Annotated in this window: 13 protein-coding genes; 7 read left to right on the top strand and 6 right to left on the bottom strand. The window is 65.1% G+C overall.

Features of this window, described 5'->3' with window-relative positions:
• Positions 1–54: 54 nt before the first annotated feature.
• The 3 genes from IVB46_RS43925 to IVB46_RS43915 all read right to left on the bottom strand — a co-directional run bounded on the left by IVB46_RS43925 (position 55) and on the right by IVB46_RS43915 (position 5,441).
• On the bottom strand, positions 55–3,357 hold the full coding sequence (locus IVB46_RS43925; protein ID WP_247315272.1) for a carboxyl transferase domain-containing protein: 3,303 nt from the start codon (positions 3,355–3,357) through the stop codon (positions 55–57).
• A gap of 127 nt (positions 3,358–3,484) precedes the next feature.
• Complete coding sequence (locus IVB46_RS43920; protein WP_346016167.1) at positions 3,485–3,661, bottom strand: hypothetical protein; 177 nt, start codon at positions 3,659–3,661, stop codon at positions 3,485–3,487.
• 97 nt (positions 3,662–3,758) lie between these two features.
• Positions 3,759–5,441 carry a cache domain-containing protein gene (locus tag IVB46_RS43915; RefSeq protein ID WP_247346142.1) on the bottom strand — a complete coding sequence of 561 codons (1,683 nt, stop codon included), beginning with the start codon at positions 5,439–5,441 and terminating at the stop codon, positions 3,759–3,761.
• 297 nt (positions 5,442–5,738) lie between these two features.
• Here IVB46_RS43915 and IVB46_RS43910 point away from each other — a divergent pair, with 297 nt between their 5' ends.
• Positions 5,739–6,239: a hypothetical protein gene (locus IVB46_RS43910; RefSeq protein WP_247315278.1), complete on the top strand. Its 501-nt coding sequence runs from the start codon at positions 5,739–5,741 to the stop codon at positions 6,237–6,239.
• 11 nt (positions 6,240–6,250) lie between these two features.
• Entirely contained in the window at positions 6,251–6,724 is a 474-nt protein-coding gene (locus IVB46_RS43905; RefSeq protein ID WP_247315282.1) for a hypothetical protein, read from the top strand.
• A gap of 142 nt (positions 6,725–6,866) precedes the next feature.
• On the opposite strand, the gene IVB46_RS43900 is transcribed toward IVB46_RS43905, so the two are convergent.
• Positions 6,867–7,466, bottom strand: coding sequence for a TetR/AcrR family transcriptional regulator (locus IVB46_RS43900; protein ID WP_247315286.1), 600 nt, complete (start codon positions 7,464–7,466; stop codon positions 6,867–6,869).
• A gap of 171 nt (positions 7,467–7,637) precedes the next feature.
• Here IVB46_RS43900 and IVB46_RS43895 point away from each other — a divergent pair, with 171 nt between their 5' ends.
• Complete coding sequence (locus IVB46_RS43895; RefSeq protein WP_247315289.1) at positions 7,638–8,015, top strand: tautomerase family protein; 378 nt, start codon at positions 7,638–7,640, stop codon at positions 8,013–8,015.
• Positions 8,016–8,136: 121 nt separating this feature from the next.
• The gene (locus IVB46_RS43890; RefSeq protein WP_071917132.1) at positions 8,137–8,532 is read left to right on the top strand and encodes a GFA family protein; all 396 of its coding nucleotides are present in this window, start codon (positions 8,137–8,139) and stop codon (positions 8,530–8,532) included.
• A 48-nt stretch (positions 8,533–8,580) separates the two neighbouring features.
• On the opposite strand, the gene IVB46_RS43885 is transcribed toward IVB46_RS43890, so the two are convergent.
• Positions 8,581–9,510 (bottom strand): GTP-binding protein, encoded by a 930-nt coding sequence (locus IVB46_RS43885; protein WP_247315292.1) that lies wholly within the window; start codon positions 9,508–9,510, stop codon positions 8,581–8,583.
• A gap of 3 nt (positions 9,511–9,513) precedes the next feature.
• A complete protein-coding gene (locus IVB46_RS43880; protein WP_247315296.1) occupies positions 9,514–11,004 on the bottom strand; it encodes an amidohydrolase family protein in 1,491 nt (496 codons plus the stop codon).
• Positions 11,005–11,189: 185 nt separating this feature from the next.
• Between IVB46_RS43880 and IVB46_RS43875 the strand changes: the two genes are divergently transcribed.
• The 3 genes from IVB46_RS43875 (at position 11,190) to hflX (ending at position 15,136) form a co-directional block, all read left to right on the top strand.
• On the top strand, positions 11,190–12,284 hold the full coding sequence (locus IVB46_RS43875; protein WP_247315298.1) for a tetratricopeptide repeat protein: 1,095 nt from the start codon (positions 11,190–11,192) through the stop codon (positions 12,282–12,284).
• 956 nt (positions 12,285–13,240) lie between these two features.
• Positions 13,241–13,570, top strand: a complete 330-nt coding sequence (locus tag IVB46_RS43870) for a hypothetical protein (RefSeq protein ID WP_247315302.1) — start codon at positions 13,241–13,243, stop codon at positions 13,568–13,570.
• Positions 13,571–13,732: 162 nt separating this feature from the next.
• A complete protein-coding gene (gene hflX, locus IVB46_RS43865) occupies positions 13,733–15,136 on the top strand; it encodes a GTPase HflX (protein WP_247315303.1) in 1,404 nt (467 codons plus the stop codon).
• Positions 15,137–15,216: the final 80 nt, after the last annotated feature.

Here is a 15,216-nt window from a genome sequence, read left to right as displayed (position 1 = left end):
GCACAGGCGGGGATGTCAATCGGGAACCGGGACGCAGCTATTGCTGCACTGCGCTCACCACGTATCGATGCACGGCCGCTTCTTCTCCGTCCTCGCGGGCGGCTTCGGCACCGAGCGCACGCCCGCCATGATCCAGCGCCGCGTCTCGGCGGGGTCGATGACGTTGTCGATCTCGAACACCGAGGCGATCGAGACCGCCTTGCCGTTGGCATAGAGCTCGGCGACCTTGTTCCGATAATAGGTCTCGCGCTCCTCGGGGTCGGCGATCGCCTCCATCTCCTTGCGGAAGCCGAGGCGGACATAGCCCTCCAGACCCATGCCGCCGAATTCGCCGGTCGGCCAGGCCGCGGTGAAGAAGGAGGCGTGGAAGCCGCCGCCGATCATCGACTGCGCGCCGAGACCATAGCCCTTGCGCAGCACGATGCCGAACAGCGGCACGGTGAGGCTGGCACCTGTCACGAACATGCGCGAGACGTGGCGCACGATCGCGGTCTTCTCGGCCTCCGGGCCGACCATGAAGCCGGGCGTATCGCACAGCGAGACGATCGGCAGATCGAAGGCGTCGCAGAGCTGAAGGAAGCGCGCGGCCTTGTCGCCGGCGTCGGCATCGATCGCGCCGCCGAGATGGCGCGGATTGTTGGCGATCAGGCCGAACGGCTTGCCCTCGATGCGGATCAGCGCGGTGATCATGCCGACGCCGTAGTCGCGGCGCAGCTCCAACACGGAATCCTTGTCGGCGACGAGATCGATCACGCTGCGGATGTCGTAGACGCGCAGGCGGTTCTCCGGGATCGCACGGCGAAGCAGGCGCTGATCGGCGGCCTGCCACTCCGTCACCGCGCCCTGGAAATAGGACAGATACTTTTGCGCTACCCGTGTCGCCTCCTCCTCGTCCTCGACGAGGATGTCGATCACGCCGTTCGGCGACTGGAACGTAACAGGGCCGACCTCCGCCGGGTGATAGACGCCGAGACCGCCGCCTTCGATCATCGCCGGACCGCCCATGCCGATCGAGGCATCTTTCGTCGCGATGATGACATCGCAGCAGCCAAGCATCGCGGCGTTGCCGGCAAAGCAGTAGCCGGAGACCACGCCGATAACCGGCACGAGGCCAGAGAGCTTTGCGAACTGGACGAAGGACGGGCCGTCCAGGCCGGTCATGCCGAGCCGGTCTGTGTCGCCGGGCCGGCCGCCACCGCCTTCGGCATAGAACACCAGCGGCACGCGCCAGTCTTCCGCCAGCGTCAGCATGCGGTCGATCTTCTTGTGGTTCATGTGGCCCTGCGTGCCCGCGAGCACGGTGTAGTCGTAGGCCACGACGATGCAGCGGCCACCCTCGGGGCCGAACTTCTCGGCATTCACCGTCGCAACACCCATCACGAGGCCGTCGGCCGGTGTGCTCTTGATGAGATCGTCGAGCTTACGGCGGCGCCGCTGCGCAGCAATCGCAAGGCTGCCATATTCCATGAACGAGCCGTCGTCGACGAGCTGCGCGACGTTCTCGCGCGCGGTGCGCTGATTGGTGTTGCGGCGGCGCTCGACCGAGGCCGGCCGGTTCGCATCGAGCGTATTGGCCTGGCGCGCGATCAGCTCGGCAAGATCGGGGCGGATGTGGTCGAGATCGACATCGGCTTCCGCCGCCGACGCATCGGCCGCGACGTCGAGCGGCTCCAGATACATGATCGGTTCGCCATGCATCAGGGTAACGCCATCGCCGGCGACGAGCTTCATGACGCGGCCGCCCTGCTCGGCCATGACCAGATGCTCCATCTTCATGGATTCGATCACGGCGAGCTGCTGGCCCGGGCGCACGATCTCGCCTTCCTTCACCTGGATGGTGACGATGGTTCCCTGCAAGGGCGCAGCGACCATCACCGCGCCTTCGGGCACGATCTGCGCGACGTGCGTCTCCGCGCCATGGCCGCTTCGCTCGGTCGCGGCAAAATAGAGCGGCTTTGCCGCGCCATCGGCCGCCTCGACCAGCTTTGCGATGTTGCGATCGATGAAATCGGTCGCAATGCGGTTGGTCCTGAAATCGGGATGTGCGAGCACGGCCTGGAGGAACGCGATGTTGGTGACGACGCCATCGATCCTGAACTCGCGCAGGGCACGCGAGGCTTTTGCCACGACATCGTGCCAGGCTTCGCCCGGCGTGTGCACGATGACCTTGGCCAGCAGGGAGTCGAACGCCGCGCTGGTTTTATAGCCGGCATAACCAAAACTATCGACGCGGACGCCGGGCCCCGACGGCGGCTCGAACACGGCGAGCACGCCGCCGGTCGGATGCGTCGCCCCCAGCTCGTCCAACGTCTCCATGTTGACGCGGAGCTGCATGGCATAGCCACGCGGCTTTCGGATGGCGCCCTGTGCCAGATCAAGGGATGCCAATGTTGCGCCGGCGGCGACCGCAAGCTGGGCGCGGACGAGGTCGAGGCCGAGCACTTCCTCCGTCACGGTGTGCTCGACCTGAAGCCGCGGATTGGCCTCGATGAACGCAAAGCTGTCCTCGGCCGTGCCGTCGACCAGGAACTCGAAGGTGCCGAGATTGTCGTAAGCCGCCGCGGTCGCGAGCTGCCTCGCAGCCTCGATGATGCGGCCGCGCAAGGCGTCGCTGAGCGACGGGCTCGGCGCCACCTCGATCAACTTCTGGTGCCTGCGCTGGATGGTGCATTCGCGCTCCCAGAGATGGGAGATCGCACCATGGCGATCGCCGATGATCTGCACCTCGATGTGGCGGGCCTGGCGGATCAGGCGCTCGGCATAGACGCCGTCGAAGCCGAACGCCGCGCTGGCCTCGGATTGGCAGCGCGCGTAAGCTTCCGCGAGATCGGCGGCATTCTCCACGACGCGCATGCCGCGGCCGCCGCCACCGGCCATCGCCTTGATCACGATCGCCGCGCCCTTGCCGAGGGATTCGAAGAATGCCGTGATCTCCTCCAGCGACGAGGGCCCGCTGGTGCCGGCGATGATCGGCACGCCGCAACGCTTCGCCAGTTGCCGCGCCGCGACCTTGTCGCCGAACAGTTCAAGCGCGGCCGGCTTCGGCCCGACGAAGGCGATGCCCGCATCCGCGCAAGCCTTGGCGAACGCGGCGTTCTCGCTGAGGAAGCCATAACCGGGATGCACCGCGTCGCAGCCGGCGCTCTTCGCCGCCTTCACCACCGCTTCGATATCGAGATAGGCCCGTGCGCCGCGGCCGGGGATTTCGACCGCCTCGTCGGCAACGCGTACGTGCAGCGACAGCGCGTCATCGGCCGGATGGATCGCGACCGTCGCGATGCCGGCATCGGCCGCCGCGCGCGCGATGCGGATGGCGATCTCGCCACGGTTGGCGATCAGGAGTTTCTTGAACGACATGCGGCGTCTCCATGCCCGCGGGCCGAGGCGCGGGTCGGCAGGTTCGATGATCCTGCTTCTTCACTTTAACCGCGCTCGTCAAGAGCGAGAAAGCCTGTCGCAATAGCCGGTCCCGCAGGCCGGAATATCAGTTGCCAGCGCGCGCCGCGACGAGGCGCATAATCCGCGCCACGGCAAACGGGATCGGTGCGATGACCGGCACCGTGAACATCGATTGAAACTCGCGCGCGGCCTCGCCCTTAGGCCCGCCGCCGATGATGACGGCCGACGATGTCGAAGCCGTCGGCGGCGACAGACTTCGCAATGGCCACCATCATTGCGGTGGTCGCCCCGGAACTGTTCGGATTGATCAGGAGGATGCGCGCGCGCCGACGGGAATTTTGGCCCATCCTCCGGCTATACTAGGCGGCCCGCACGCCCGCAACGAAGGTGCTGACCTCGTTCTCCAGCGATTGCAGCTTCTGCGACAGCCGGCCGCTCGATTGCAGCACGAGGCCCGCGGCCTGGCCCGTTTCCGCCGTGGCGTCGGTGACACCGGAGATGTTCTGCGAGACCTGGTCGGTGCCGGACGCCGCCTCCTGCACGCTGTGGGCGATCGCCTGCGTCGCGGCGCCCTGCTCCTCGACCGCGGCTGCAATCGACGAGGAAATCTCGTTGACCTCCATGATGGTCTTGCGGATGCTCTCGATGTTGCCGACGACCTGATTGGTCTCGGCCTGGATCGCGGTGATCTGCGCGCCGATCTCGTCGGTCGCCTTCGCGGTCTGGCTCGCCAGCGATTTCACCTCGCTCGCGACCACGGCAAATCCCCTGCCGGCCTCACCGGCGCGCGCCGCCTCGATGGTGGCGTTGAGCGCGAGCAGGTTGGTCTGCGAGGCGATCTGGTTGATGAGGTCGATGACCTCGCCGATCTTGTGCGCGGCGGCGGCCAGCCCCTGCACGGTGTCGTTGGTGCGCTGACCGTCCGCGGCCGCTTTGTCGGCCACGTTTGCAGCCTGCGCGACGCGCTGGCTGATCTCGGTGATCGAGGACGACAGCTGGCCGGCGGCGGACGCCACCGTCTGCACATTGCTCGACGCCTGCTGGCAGGCGGTCGCGACGAAGCTTGCGCGGTCGGTCGCCTTGTTCGCGGTCTCCGACATGCCTTGCGCGGCCTGCTGCATCGCGCGCGCCTCGGTGAAGACGTCGCGGACGACGGCCTGAACGCTCGCCTCGAACTTGCCGGCGAGATCGGCCATCGTCTTGCGTTTCTCGTCGTCGGCCCTCTGCTTGGTCTCCTGCTGCTCGGCATGCATGCGGCTCACCGCCGACGCATTGTCCTTGAACACGGCAAGCGCCTTGGCGAGCCCGCCGACCTCGTCGCTGCGGCCGGTGTAGGGCACCTCGAACGCGCTGTCGCCGGCGGCGAGGCGCTCGGTCAGCGCGGTGATGTTCGCGAGCGGCCGGGTCACGCTGCGGCCGATCACGAAGGAGCAGGCCAGCACCAGGACCAGGACGGCCAGACAAATGTAGGCGAATGTCGTCGCATTCTGGCGAAAAACGGCATCGACGTCGTCGAGATAAATGCCGGTACCGATGATCCATCCCCAGGGCGCAAAGCCCTTCACATAGGAGATTTTTCCGACCGGCTGCTCGAAGCCCGGCTTCGGCCAGAGATAGCTGTAGAAGCCCGCGCCCTGCTTGTTGACGACGTCAACGAAGCCCACGAACAGCGCATTGCCGGCAGGGTCCTTCATGCCGGAGAGATCCTTGCCGTCGAGCTCGGGCTTGATCGGGTGCATGACCATCTTGGGCGCCATGTCGTTGATCCAGAAATACTCGACCTTGTCGTAACGCAGGCTCTTGATCGTTGCGATCGCGGCGGCCTGCGCCTGCTCGCGCGGCAGCTTCCCCTCGCTCTCGAGCTTCTGATAGTGCGCCAGGATGCCGTAGCCGACATCGACCATGTGCTGCGTCTTGGCCTGGCGGTCGGCAATCATCTGCGCGCGCAGGGTCGAGAGCGCGATCGGCGCCAGAGCGATCATGCCGAGGAGGCTGATGCCGACAATCAGGACCAGCTTGAAACTGATGCGGGAGAAAAACATCGGAGCTCGCAAGAATTGGAAGGGCTGATATGCCAGTTTATCCCGCACCCCTTAGCGAAGCTTTAAGCATTCGGGTTCCCCAAATCCCCGCAAAATTGCGTCGGTGGCCGCCGGCGCGCCGCGTGCGGCTTTGCAGGCTGGCGAGGTTTGGCTGCATCCGGGATCCCGGCTCTTTAGATCTAGAAGACCTCGATATCGGCGCTCCGAGCGTTGACTTGCGGTCGGCTCTGGCGGAACGATCGGCGCAGATCATCAGCGCAAGCTGTGGCGTGAGCTGCACAGAAGGCCAGAGGCTCAATGCATCAATCGACATATGGCAAGTCCCTCGACCTTCCCGCGCTGTGCGCAGCGGAGCGGCTCTTCATCTGGGGATTTCGGGCCAAGGCACGCAGCGGAAGCGCCGTTCCGACCGCGGCCGATATCCAGCAAGTGTACGACCACTTTCGCGTCGGCGACGCCGTGCCGTCGCTGGAATCCATCATCGAGATCTTCGCGTGCACGGCGCATACGGCCATCGAAGTTCATTGCCCGACCTGTCCGAAGATGTCGGACAGCGAGCAGGGAATCCTGCGGGCGATCGCCGCGGCACAGCAGGAGCGCATCGACGTCGCGCGCGAGCAGTTCGAGAGCTGGCTGCCGCCGGTCGGTGCCGATTGGGCTCTCGCGCCCGTGCGGGGGCTTGCAACGATCTTCCGCATGGCTGGCCTGATCCTGCCCGACCGGCACGTTCAGTCTTTCGACCATGACCGGACGATGGCAATGAAGAGCTGGCTGGTCGGAAGTCCCACGCTGCACTGACGGGATCGTTCATGCTCCACGATACGTGCGGTTCTGCGCCAGTCGAGAAAGCCGGCCAGCCGCGGCTCTGTCCGCTCCAGGCCGCGCTTGCGGCGCGTCCCTGCGTCGAGAGCTACGATGAATTTTCCCGCGTTGCGCTGTCGCTGTTCCGATTCATCGGAGCGGCCTATGCGACCGGCGCCTCCGATTGCTGGGAAGCGGCCTATCGCTTCGCCGACGAGGCGCCGGGCATCGCCGACAGTCCGCTGCTGGTGGCGCGCGCTGCTGCGCTCGTCAGGATCCTGCGCAGCGGCCGGCCGTGCGAACTGTGCTTCATGCCGCCCTCATGCCGGCGCCTGTCGAAGGACGAGGCGGAATTGATGCGACTGCTGGCGGTGGCGCGCCGCAACCAGCCGGGCGAACTCGAATCCATCGTTTGCCAGTTCGTCGGGAACGAGAACGAGATCGCGACAATGCGGGCCGTCAACGCGCTTGCCTTATGCTGACGCTTTGATGGGTTCTAGTCGCATCTCAAGCGACCTTGCGCTATCAACATCGCCATGGAGACGCAGTGCTCGATGCCCTCCATAAAACCTCCAGACGGCCCCAGGGATCACCACCGCTGGGGTCGTCGTTTTGCGGCCTGACCTAACCGCCCTTCTTGCCGAGCACGAGATCGATGGTGTGAGCCGCGATCTTGCGCAGCTGCGGCTCGTCGCCGAAGGCACGTTCGAGCACGCCAAGGCCGCGCGTCACCGTGATGATGTGCAGCGCTGCGGCCGCAGGATTGCCATTGAACTCGCCGCGCTCTGCGCCTGCCGCCAGCGCCTCTTGAACCAGCATAGTGATGCGCGAGATGAGGCCCGCAAAGGCCTGACGCGCGTCTTCATCCAGGCCCTCGCCTTCGGCCGCGCCGAGCTCCATCAATCCGCGCGTGGTCGGACATCCGCGCGGCGGCGAGCCGGAGCGGAAGTTGGAGATGGTCAGGTCGAAGAACGTGGTGAGGCGCTTTCGCAATGAGCCCGCGCCGAGCGCCTTTTGCAGGGCGAGGAGATAATCGCCCGCATAACGCTCATAGGCCTGGAGGAACAGCGCCTCCTTGCTGCCAAAGGCATTGTAGAGGCTGCCGCGCTGAACACCGGCATCGCGCGCGATGTCCGACAGCGACGTGCCGCGCACGCCCTTGCGCCAGAACTGGTCGAACGCGATGCGCAGGACGTCGTCGTGGTCGAATTCGCGCGGCCTCAAATCCTGCTCCTCCGCATGGCAAAAATATTTGACACGATGTCAAGAACGTGATTTCTCGACACCACGTCAAAAACTAATTGGGATTGATAGCCCGTTCCGTCAATGGGCCCAACGGCCGGTGCTTGCGTGCGCCCTGGCCGATCGGGCCCGCTTGCCAAAAGGGACCAGCTCATGCCTCTCCTTCACATCTCGATGCGCGTCGGCAAACCGGAAGCCTATCGGCAGGCGATCCTCGATGGTTTGTACCGCGCTATGCGCGAGGCGCTGAACGTGCCCGAGGGCGACGAGTTCATGACCATCAGCGAGCATGACGCCTCGAACTTCCGCTGCGGCAACGCCTATGGCGTCAAACGCAGCGACGACGCCGTGCTGATCCAGATCACCGTATTCGCTTCGCGCACTCCGGAGCAGAAGAAGGCGCTGTACCGGCGGATCGCGGAGCTTCTCGGCGAAAACCCGGGCATCCGCTCCGAGGACGTGTTCGTCAACGTGCTCGACGCCCCCGCGGAGAACTGGTCCGTCGGAAACGGCATCGCGCAATTTGCCTGACCCTGCCAGACCTGCAGATATCCTCTTGAGAATTCCCGGCCCGGAGGGTCTGATGAAGTCCGGAGCAAACCTCCGCTGAAGGAAGCGATCGCGAAGCCGGCCGAGCCGGATGGAGAGTGAGATGGCCGCATTCCGGGGAAGCTGCCTGTGCGGCGAGGTCGCGTTCGAGGTCGAGGGTCCGTTCGATCGCTTCCTCAACTGCCATTGCTCGCGCTGCCGCAAGGCGACCGGGACCGCGCATGCCTGCGAGGTGATCGTGAAGGCAGGAGCGCTGCGATGGTTGCGCGGTGAAGCATCCGTCGTGCGCTTCGACCTGCCCAACGCGCGAAGCTTTGCGACCGCGTTCTGCAAGATTTGCGGCAGCCCGATGCCACACCTCACACGCAGCGGGCGCGAGGCGATCATCCATGCCGGCGCATTCGACGAGCCCCTGGGGATGACACCGGACCGGCATGCGCATTGGACGTCGCGCGCGGAGTGGTATGTGCACGGGGACGGGCTGCAGGTGGAGGATTGAAGCGCCGCCCGATTTGATCGGGCGCGCCTATGCGCGCTGCAAAGCACGCTACCCATCGGCAATGCACGCCGCCATGATCCCGTCGAGCTCGGCCTTCGAGAGCACGCCGAGCTCGGCGATGAAGACGATCCGCGATCGCGGCACGCCTTCCGCCGGTGCATCGCCCGGCGCGAGCGTCGCGCGGCCGGCGGCGAACTGAAGCACCATCTGGCGCCCGGGTTGCTCGACGGTCTCGAACAGGCCTTTTGCGCGCGCAAGCTTTGGCGCCAGGCGGCCGATCGCCTGCTGCATGCGCGGCAGCGACAGCGGCTGGTCCGAGGTCCAGCTCAGCGTCTCGAAGCGCTCTTCTGCCGGGCGCTTCGGCCCCGGCTCGCGCGGCGCGGGCGCACGATCAACAGCCGCGGGAAACAGTAGCGCGGTCGGAATCTCGCCGTGCCTGGCATCGACCACCACGGCGGGGACGCGCTGCGCGCGGATGGCTTCGCGCATGCGGGCGCCTGCGCTCTCGTCCGCCAGATCGAGCTTGCTCAGCGCCACGATATCGGCGACGCGCAGCTGCGACCGCATCAGCGCATCATCCAGGGCCGCCGGTAGCGTCGCCGCATCCATCACGCAGAGCACGGTTTCCAGCGGCGCCTCGCGCAGGATCACGGGGTCCATCAGGTTGCGGACGATGTCGGCGGGATCGGCGACGCCGCTGGTCTCGATGACGATGTATTCGGGCTTCGGATCGCGCCGAAACAGCGTCGAGAGCGTGCGCAGGAGATCGCCTTCGAGCGAGCAGCAGATGCAGCCATTGGCGAGGCTGACCACGCCGTCGCTCGCACCCGCGATCAGCTCCGCATCGATGTTGATCGCGCCGAAATCGTTGACGATTGCGGCGATCCGCCGCCCCTCCGCATTCGCCAGCAGATGGTTGACGACCGTGGTCTTGCCCGCCCCCAGAAAGCCCGTCACCAGGAGAATGGGGACCGGCATGGATCAGCTCTCGACGACGGGACGGCGAACGGGCTTTCCGGGCCGCGCGGTCACATCCAGCACGCCATCGCTGATCAGCGGCTGGCCGCTGACCACGAGATGCCGCACGCCTTCCGACGGACGGTTCATCGCCGTGAAGGTCGCGCGGTCCGAGAGCTTCTCGTAGTCGAACACGACGATGTCGGCATCGGCGTCCTTTGCGAGCCGGCCCTTGGCGCGCATCGCCGGCGTGCTCTGCGACAGGATCCCTGCGGGGATCAGCGCGCATTTGCGCACGCCTTCCAGCAGCGACACGGCCTTGCGCTCGCGCACCCATTCGCGGATGAACTTTGTGAAGCAGCCAGCCGAGCGCGGATGCGAGGTGGCGTCATCCGGCAGCGGCCAGGCATCGCCGGTGTAGGTCTTGCCGTCCGACGTCGTCCACGGCATCGCATCGGACGCGATCGCGCCGCCGGGATACAGCACCGACATATCGAGCAGATCGCGATGATGCGCATTGTTGTCGGTATCGAGGATGTGCCAGAGCACCAGCGAGGACGGCTCTTCGGCCTGCGCCTTCAGCAGCTCCTCGCGATCGCGGAAGCGGTGACCGTCGGTCACGCGCTGCACTGAATCGTAACCGGTGCCGTTGCGCTCGACGAACTGGGGATCACTGAAGAAGGCCGCGGCCAGCACGGTCGAGCCGGTGCCGTAGGGATAGGCCTCGACCGTGATCGGGAGGCCCTGCGCCTGCGCCTTTTCGACCAGCACACGGCAGCGCTCGATGTCGGTCTTGCTCGACGAGTTGAAATGGCAGATATGCATGTGCGCGCCGGTGGCGCCGGCATAGCCGATCAGACGGATATAGGCTTCCGCCGCACTTTCGGGGTCGACGCGCGACATGTAGGCGACGTGGGTGAAGGTCGGCACGTCCTGCCTCGCCGCGAGCTGGCAGACCGCGGTCAGCTCCTGCACGCCGGCGCCCGGCGCATAGGCGTTCAGGATGCCGATGCCGATGCCGCCCTCGTTCAGGCCGCGCGAAAGACGCTCGAGGATGCCGGCGACCTCCGCATCGCTCGCCACGTTGTCCATCCAGCGGCGATCGCGCATGGCGTTGCCGAACGCCTCCAGCGAGCTCTCCGCATTCGAGCCGGTCATCGCGCCGATGCGCGCAAACGCCCAGTTGGTGGCGGCGCCGTAGTTCAGCACGCGCCCCTTCCGCGCCTGGCGCTCATACCAGGAGGCGACCGGCAGCACGCCGGCCTCGAGATCGAGCGTCGTCGTCACGCCGTCGAACGCCTGCATGCGGTCGGCCGGGATCGACTGGCCATGCGCGTGCAGATCGATGAAGCCCGGTGCGACCACGAGCCCTGTCGCGTCGATCACCCGCTCGGCGCCGCCGAGGCCCGTGCCGACCGCGGCGATCTTGCCGTCCACCACCGCCACATCGCCAATGGCATCCATCCCGCTCGCGGGATCCACCACCCGGCCGCCAGAGATCACCAAGCCGCTCATGTCGTCACTCCGCATGCTATTGCCAGAACCTCCGAAGACCCGGCAGTAGCTCCGGAGGCGCGGAGCGCATAGTGCAGATTTTGGGGAGAACGACTACCGCCACTGATGCCGATGCTGCATGCGCTCGCGACCTCGCGGCATGTCTTGCCCGACGGGCAACGGCCCAACAAGCCTCCGGTAGAACGATGGAAAAGATCGCTATAAGGTTGCCGTCGCGGCCGGTCGCGTTGCCTGCGTCGGGATCATCGGCCAAGTGTGTCGTGCAAGGGGGCGAAATGTCCGCAATGTCAAATCAGGGCCTGCGCATCGGCTGCAGGGCAGCTTTGATCATCTCCATCGTCGTCTCGGCGGCAAGCGCGTTGGCGGCCACCCCACAAGACCTGAACGATTGTCAGGACAACAGCGATGTCCCGCGCATGATGGCAGCGTGCAGCAGCCTCTCCCAGGACGCCAGATTGCCTCCCGATGCAAGATCCATGGCGCTGCTCAAGCATGGCTTCGGAAATTTTGCACTCGGCAACATGGGGGCGGCTCAAGCCGACTTCACCGAGGCGGTCAGGCTCAACCCGAAGAACAACTACGCTCATCACGAGCTGGGACTGACCTTGGCGAAAAAGGGCGACACCACACGCGCAATCGCTTCTCTCACCGAGGCCATCAATCTTGATCCCTCAGGTGCCGCCAGCCGGTTCATTCGCGGGCAGATCTATATGTCCGAGGACAGGCTGGACGAGGCGATCCGGGATTTCACCGATGCCATCAGGCTTGGACCCGACAAGAACACCACCTTTGCCAAAGACCAGGAGGTGAGTCGTCCGGAGGCCGATCGCGTCGCGACTGACTACTACGCGGCCCGGGGAGATGCGTACTATCGGAGAGGCGATTTCAGGGATGCCGCTTCGGACTACGACCGGGAGGCGCGGTTTTCCGATCCCGATGGCTACGGCGTGATTTGGGGATCGGTGGCGCGGATGCAGGGACGATCTGCCGATGCGGACATCGCGCTGTCCGCTGCACTCGACAAGGGCCAGCTCAGGGATTGGCCGAGAACCGTTGGCGAATTGCTTGTAGGCCGGATCACGCCCGCCGCAGCCCTGGCTTCGGCCAGAAATTCAGATCAAACCTGCGAGGGGCACTATTACGCTGGGATCGCTCAGCTCAAGAGCAAAGATACAGTCGCGGCCCGGAACGAGTTTGCAGCCGCGCGAGACGGATGCCCGACCTCGTTTCGAGAGTATCGTGCCGCCATTGCCGACCTGAAGCGATTGCAGTCGCAGTGATCGCAGAGGCGGACAGATTCCCAGTCGCAATTCCCATGTTAGCGGTCTCGATCAGGACGTCATTGTTATGAGGCGCGTCAACTGGTCTGTGAGATGGGAATCCAGGATACCGGCGGCCACGATGGGCTTGGCCACGGTCGCAGCCTTGTTCCGAGATGGATTTGCCTTCCTACACCAAATGGGGATCGGTGCCGTTCAGCCGGGGAAGGTTCTCGGACAGCAAGCGGAGATAGAGCTCTCGCGCAAAAGAAATGGCGCTCCCTAGGGAAGAGTGAAAAGCCTTGGATTTCAATGGGCTTGCCAGCTGTTCAGCGGTCAAACAGCACATTGAAACACAATGGGTATTTTCGCGATTGGCAAACCTTCGCGCGCTCAGTCGTTCCAGTCCATCATGGGCTAACTTGAGCAAGCTTCAGCAAACAAAGTCCGACGAGATCACACCCTAGATGATCATCTGACCATGGAAATGGCTGGTTCGAACAAGACACGCGACTACTATATCGTGGCCGTTTCGTCCGTCTCGTTTCTTTATGTCGTTTTGCCTATCTTGCAGACGCTGTCGTTTACGTCTGCTTCTCAAGCGAGATGGTGTCATGTCGTTCCAACCCAGGCGCGCTGGCCCTTCGATCGCATCGAGACGAGACCGGCGCCCGGAGACCTTCACTCCAGGTAGTGATCGCGGCCACCGGCATTCCTGAAATCAACATGAGTGCGCAGGCCTCACGGCAGCGACTGCTGCACGTTCAACGTTCAGGCCTCGCCTGAGCGAGACGCCGGTCGAGGGCCAGCCAGCCCGTCCTGCGGCAGCTTCAAACAATCGTCAGACCCGATGGTGACATCATGACTCTTACTCTCGCCACTCCGGCACGCGATCGAATCATCGAACCGATGATCGCGCTTGCACATTGCACGAAACAGGACCGGATCGTCGTAGCCGGCTCCAGGGCATCGAACTGATGTTCGAGCTGCAACGCCTCGGCTACGCTCACGCAGCCGCTACGGCAAACTGCGGCCGTCCGGCCGGCCAATACGACGTAGCGTTGGTCGATTGGCGGCGGCGCACGTTCAATGCGCTTGAGCCGGCGCTTGATTGGCTGGCGGACTTCTTGCGTCCCAACAGCGTGCTGGTCGTCTGGGTTGATCCGCAGAAGGCCGCCTCCAACCAGGCCCTTCGCCAGTCGTTGGAAAGGCGCGGCTTTGTCATCGAGGCGGGAACCGTCCATGAATGCGGCTGCGCCGTTTCAGCGCGGCGCAGAGCAATGAATCCGGTTCGCAAGGCGGCGTGACCTGTCTGATCCCACCGCTGCGACACGGGCGCCACGGCCGCCTGCGTCGTCGCAGCAACCTGTCCGGCACAGGCCGGACGCAAGAGACGACCGCCGCAGCATGGGCCTCGCACAAACCGCCAGGTGCCACCGCAGCGGCGGCCATGTACAAGAGGATGCCAAATGGCAAAAACGGAAGCCTGGCACGCTGCCGGCGAGCGCCGCACCGTGGAAACCAAACCGCCCGTTCCGCGCGCGATCCTGGTCGGCGTCCAGCTTCCGGGCGTCGATGACGTCGCGCACGCCGCAAGCATCGAAGAGCTGGGCCGCCTGGTGAATACGCTCGGTTACGAGGTCGTTGGCACGATATCGCAGAAGCGCGACGAGATCGACGGCGCGACGGTGCTCGGCAAGGGGCGGCTCGAGGAACTCGCGGCGATGACCGGCGGCACGGGCGTCGTCGGATCGATGGCGGTACCGCGGAAGTCGAAGGCCCGCGAACGCTTTCAGGACGGCGACGGCAAGAAGCCGAACGCCAGGCAGCCGGAGCCTGATTCGGAGGTGCAGCCGAAGCCGGAGTGTGTGATCTTCGATCATGAAATCTCCCCAGGTCAGGCCCGCAACCTGGAGCGCGCGACCGGCGCGCAGGTGCTCGATCGGACCGGCGTGATCGTCGAGATTTTCCATCGTCACGCCCACAGTCGCGAGGCGAAGGTGCAGGTCGAGATCGCGCGGTTGAAGTACGTGTCGCCGCGCTTGCGGGAAGCGCCGGGCAGCGGACGGCAGCAGGGGCCCGGCTCGGGCGAGTCCGATCTCGAACTTGATCGCCGCAAGATCCGCGATCGCCTCGCGGAACTAAAGGAACAGCTGGATGATATCCAGCGAGACGGCGACCAGCGTCGGTCCGCGCGCCGCGATCAGCTTCGGGTCGCACTCGTCGGCTACACCAACGCGGGGAAGTCGTCGCTCATGCGGGCGCTCACGGGCAGCGAGGTGCTGGTCGCGAACAAGCTGTTCGCGACGCTCGATACGACGGTGCGCGCCCTGCAGCCCGAGATGAACCCGCGCGTGCTGGTCTCGGACACCGTCGGGTTCATCAAGAAGCTGCCGCACGATCTCGTCGCGCCATTCCGTTCCACGCTCGCCGAAGCGCTCGAAGCGTCGCTGCTGTTGTTCGTCGTCGATGCGTCCGATCCGGCGTACGAATCGCAGCTCGAGGTGAGCCGCAGCGTGCTGCGCGAGATCGGCGCGGAAGCCGTCCCGTCGCGTCTGCTTTTCAACAAGATTGATCGCGTCAGCGAGGCGGACCGGGCCGCCCTCCACGCAAAGCACCCGGACGCGATCCTGCTTTCCGCAATGTCGCCCGCTGACGTGGCCTCGCTACGCGAGACGATCATCGCGTTCTTCGAAGCTGCAATGGTGGAGGACCAGTTGGTACTGCCCTACGCGAAGCAGGGGCTGCTCAGCGACGTGTTTGAGCATACGTGCGTACTCTCCGAGGACTACGATGCCACTGGCCGGATCATGAGGGTACGCGGCCTGCCCGACGCGATCACGCGGCTGCGAAGAACGCTCGCCGTCCCATGAGTTCGGCCGCCGACCCGTCGGGTACAAGGACGATTCAGACAGGAATCAGCGATGCTAGAGCCCTTTCCGTTCCGATGGAA

The organism is Bradyrhizobium sp. 61, from assembly GCF_023073075.1.
Classification (GTDB): Bacteria; Pseudomonadota; Alphaproteobacteria; order Rhizobiales; family Xanthobacteraceae; genus Bradyrhizobium; species Bradyrhizobium barranii.
Note: the sequence above shows the minus strand (reverse complement) of the source record. Positions and strands in the feature narration are given on the sequence as shown.

Excerpts from the sequence above, each read along its gene's own strand:
- IVB46_RS43910 (WP_247315278.1), top strand. The coding sequence starts at position 5,739 with ATGCATCAATCGACATATGGCAAGTCCCTCGACCTTCCCGCGCTGTGC.
- IVB46_RS43895 (WP_247315289.1), top strand. The coding sequence starts at position 7,638 with ATGCCTCTCCTTCACATCTCGATGCGCGTCGGCAAACCGGAAGCCTAT.
- IVB46_RS43890 (WP_071917132.1), top strand. The coding sequence starts at position 8,137 with ATGGCCGCATTCCGGGGAAGCTGCCTGTGCGGCGAGGTCGCGTTCGAG.
- IVB46_RS43875 (WP_247315298.1), top strand. The coding sequence starts at position 11,190 with ATGGAAAAGATCGCTATAAGGTTGCCGTCGCGGCCGGTCGCGTTGCCT.
- IVB46_RS43925 (WP_247315272.1), bottom strand. The coding sequence starts at position 3,357 with ATGTCGTTCAAGAAACTCCTGATCGCCAACCGTGGCGAGATCGCCATC.
- IVB46_RS43905 (WP_247315282.1), top strand. The coding sequence starts at position 6,251 with ATGCTCCACGATACGTGCGGTTCTGCGCCAGTCGAGAAAGCCGGCCAG.
- IVB46_RS43885 (WP_247315292.1), bottom strand. The coding sequence starts at position 9,510 with ATGCCGGTCCCCATTCTCCTGGTGACGGGCTTTCTGGGGGCGGGCAAG.
- IVB46_RS43880 (WP_247315296.1), bottom strand. The coding sequence starts at position 11,004 with ATGAGCGGCTTGGTGATCTCTGGCGGCCGGGTGGTGGATCCCGCGAGC.
- IVB46_RS43915 (WP_247346142.1), bottom strand. The coding sequence starts at position 5,441 with ATGTTTTTCTCCCGCATCAGTTTCAAGCTGGTCCTGATTGTCGGCATC.
- hflX (WP_247315303.1), top strand. The coding sequence starts at position 13,733 with ATGGCAAAAACGGAAGCCTGGCACGCTGCCGGCGAGCGCCGCACCGTG.
- IVB46_RS43870 (WP_247315302.1), top strand. The coding sequence starts at position 13,241 with ATGTTCGAGCTGCAACGCCTCGGCTACGCTCACGCAGCCGCTACGGCA.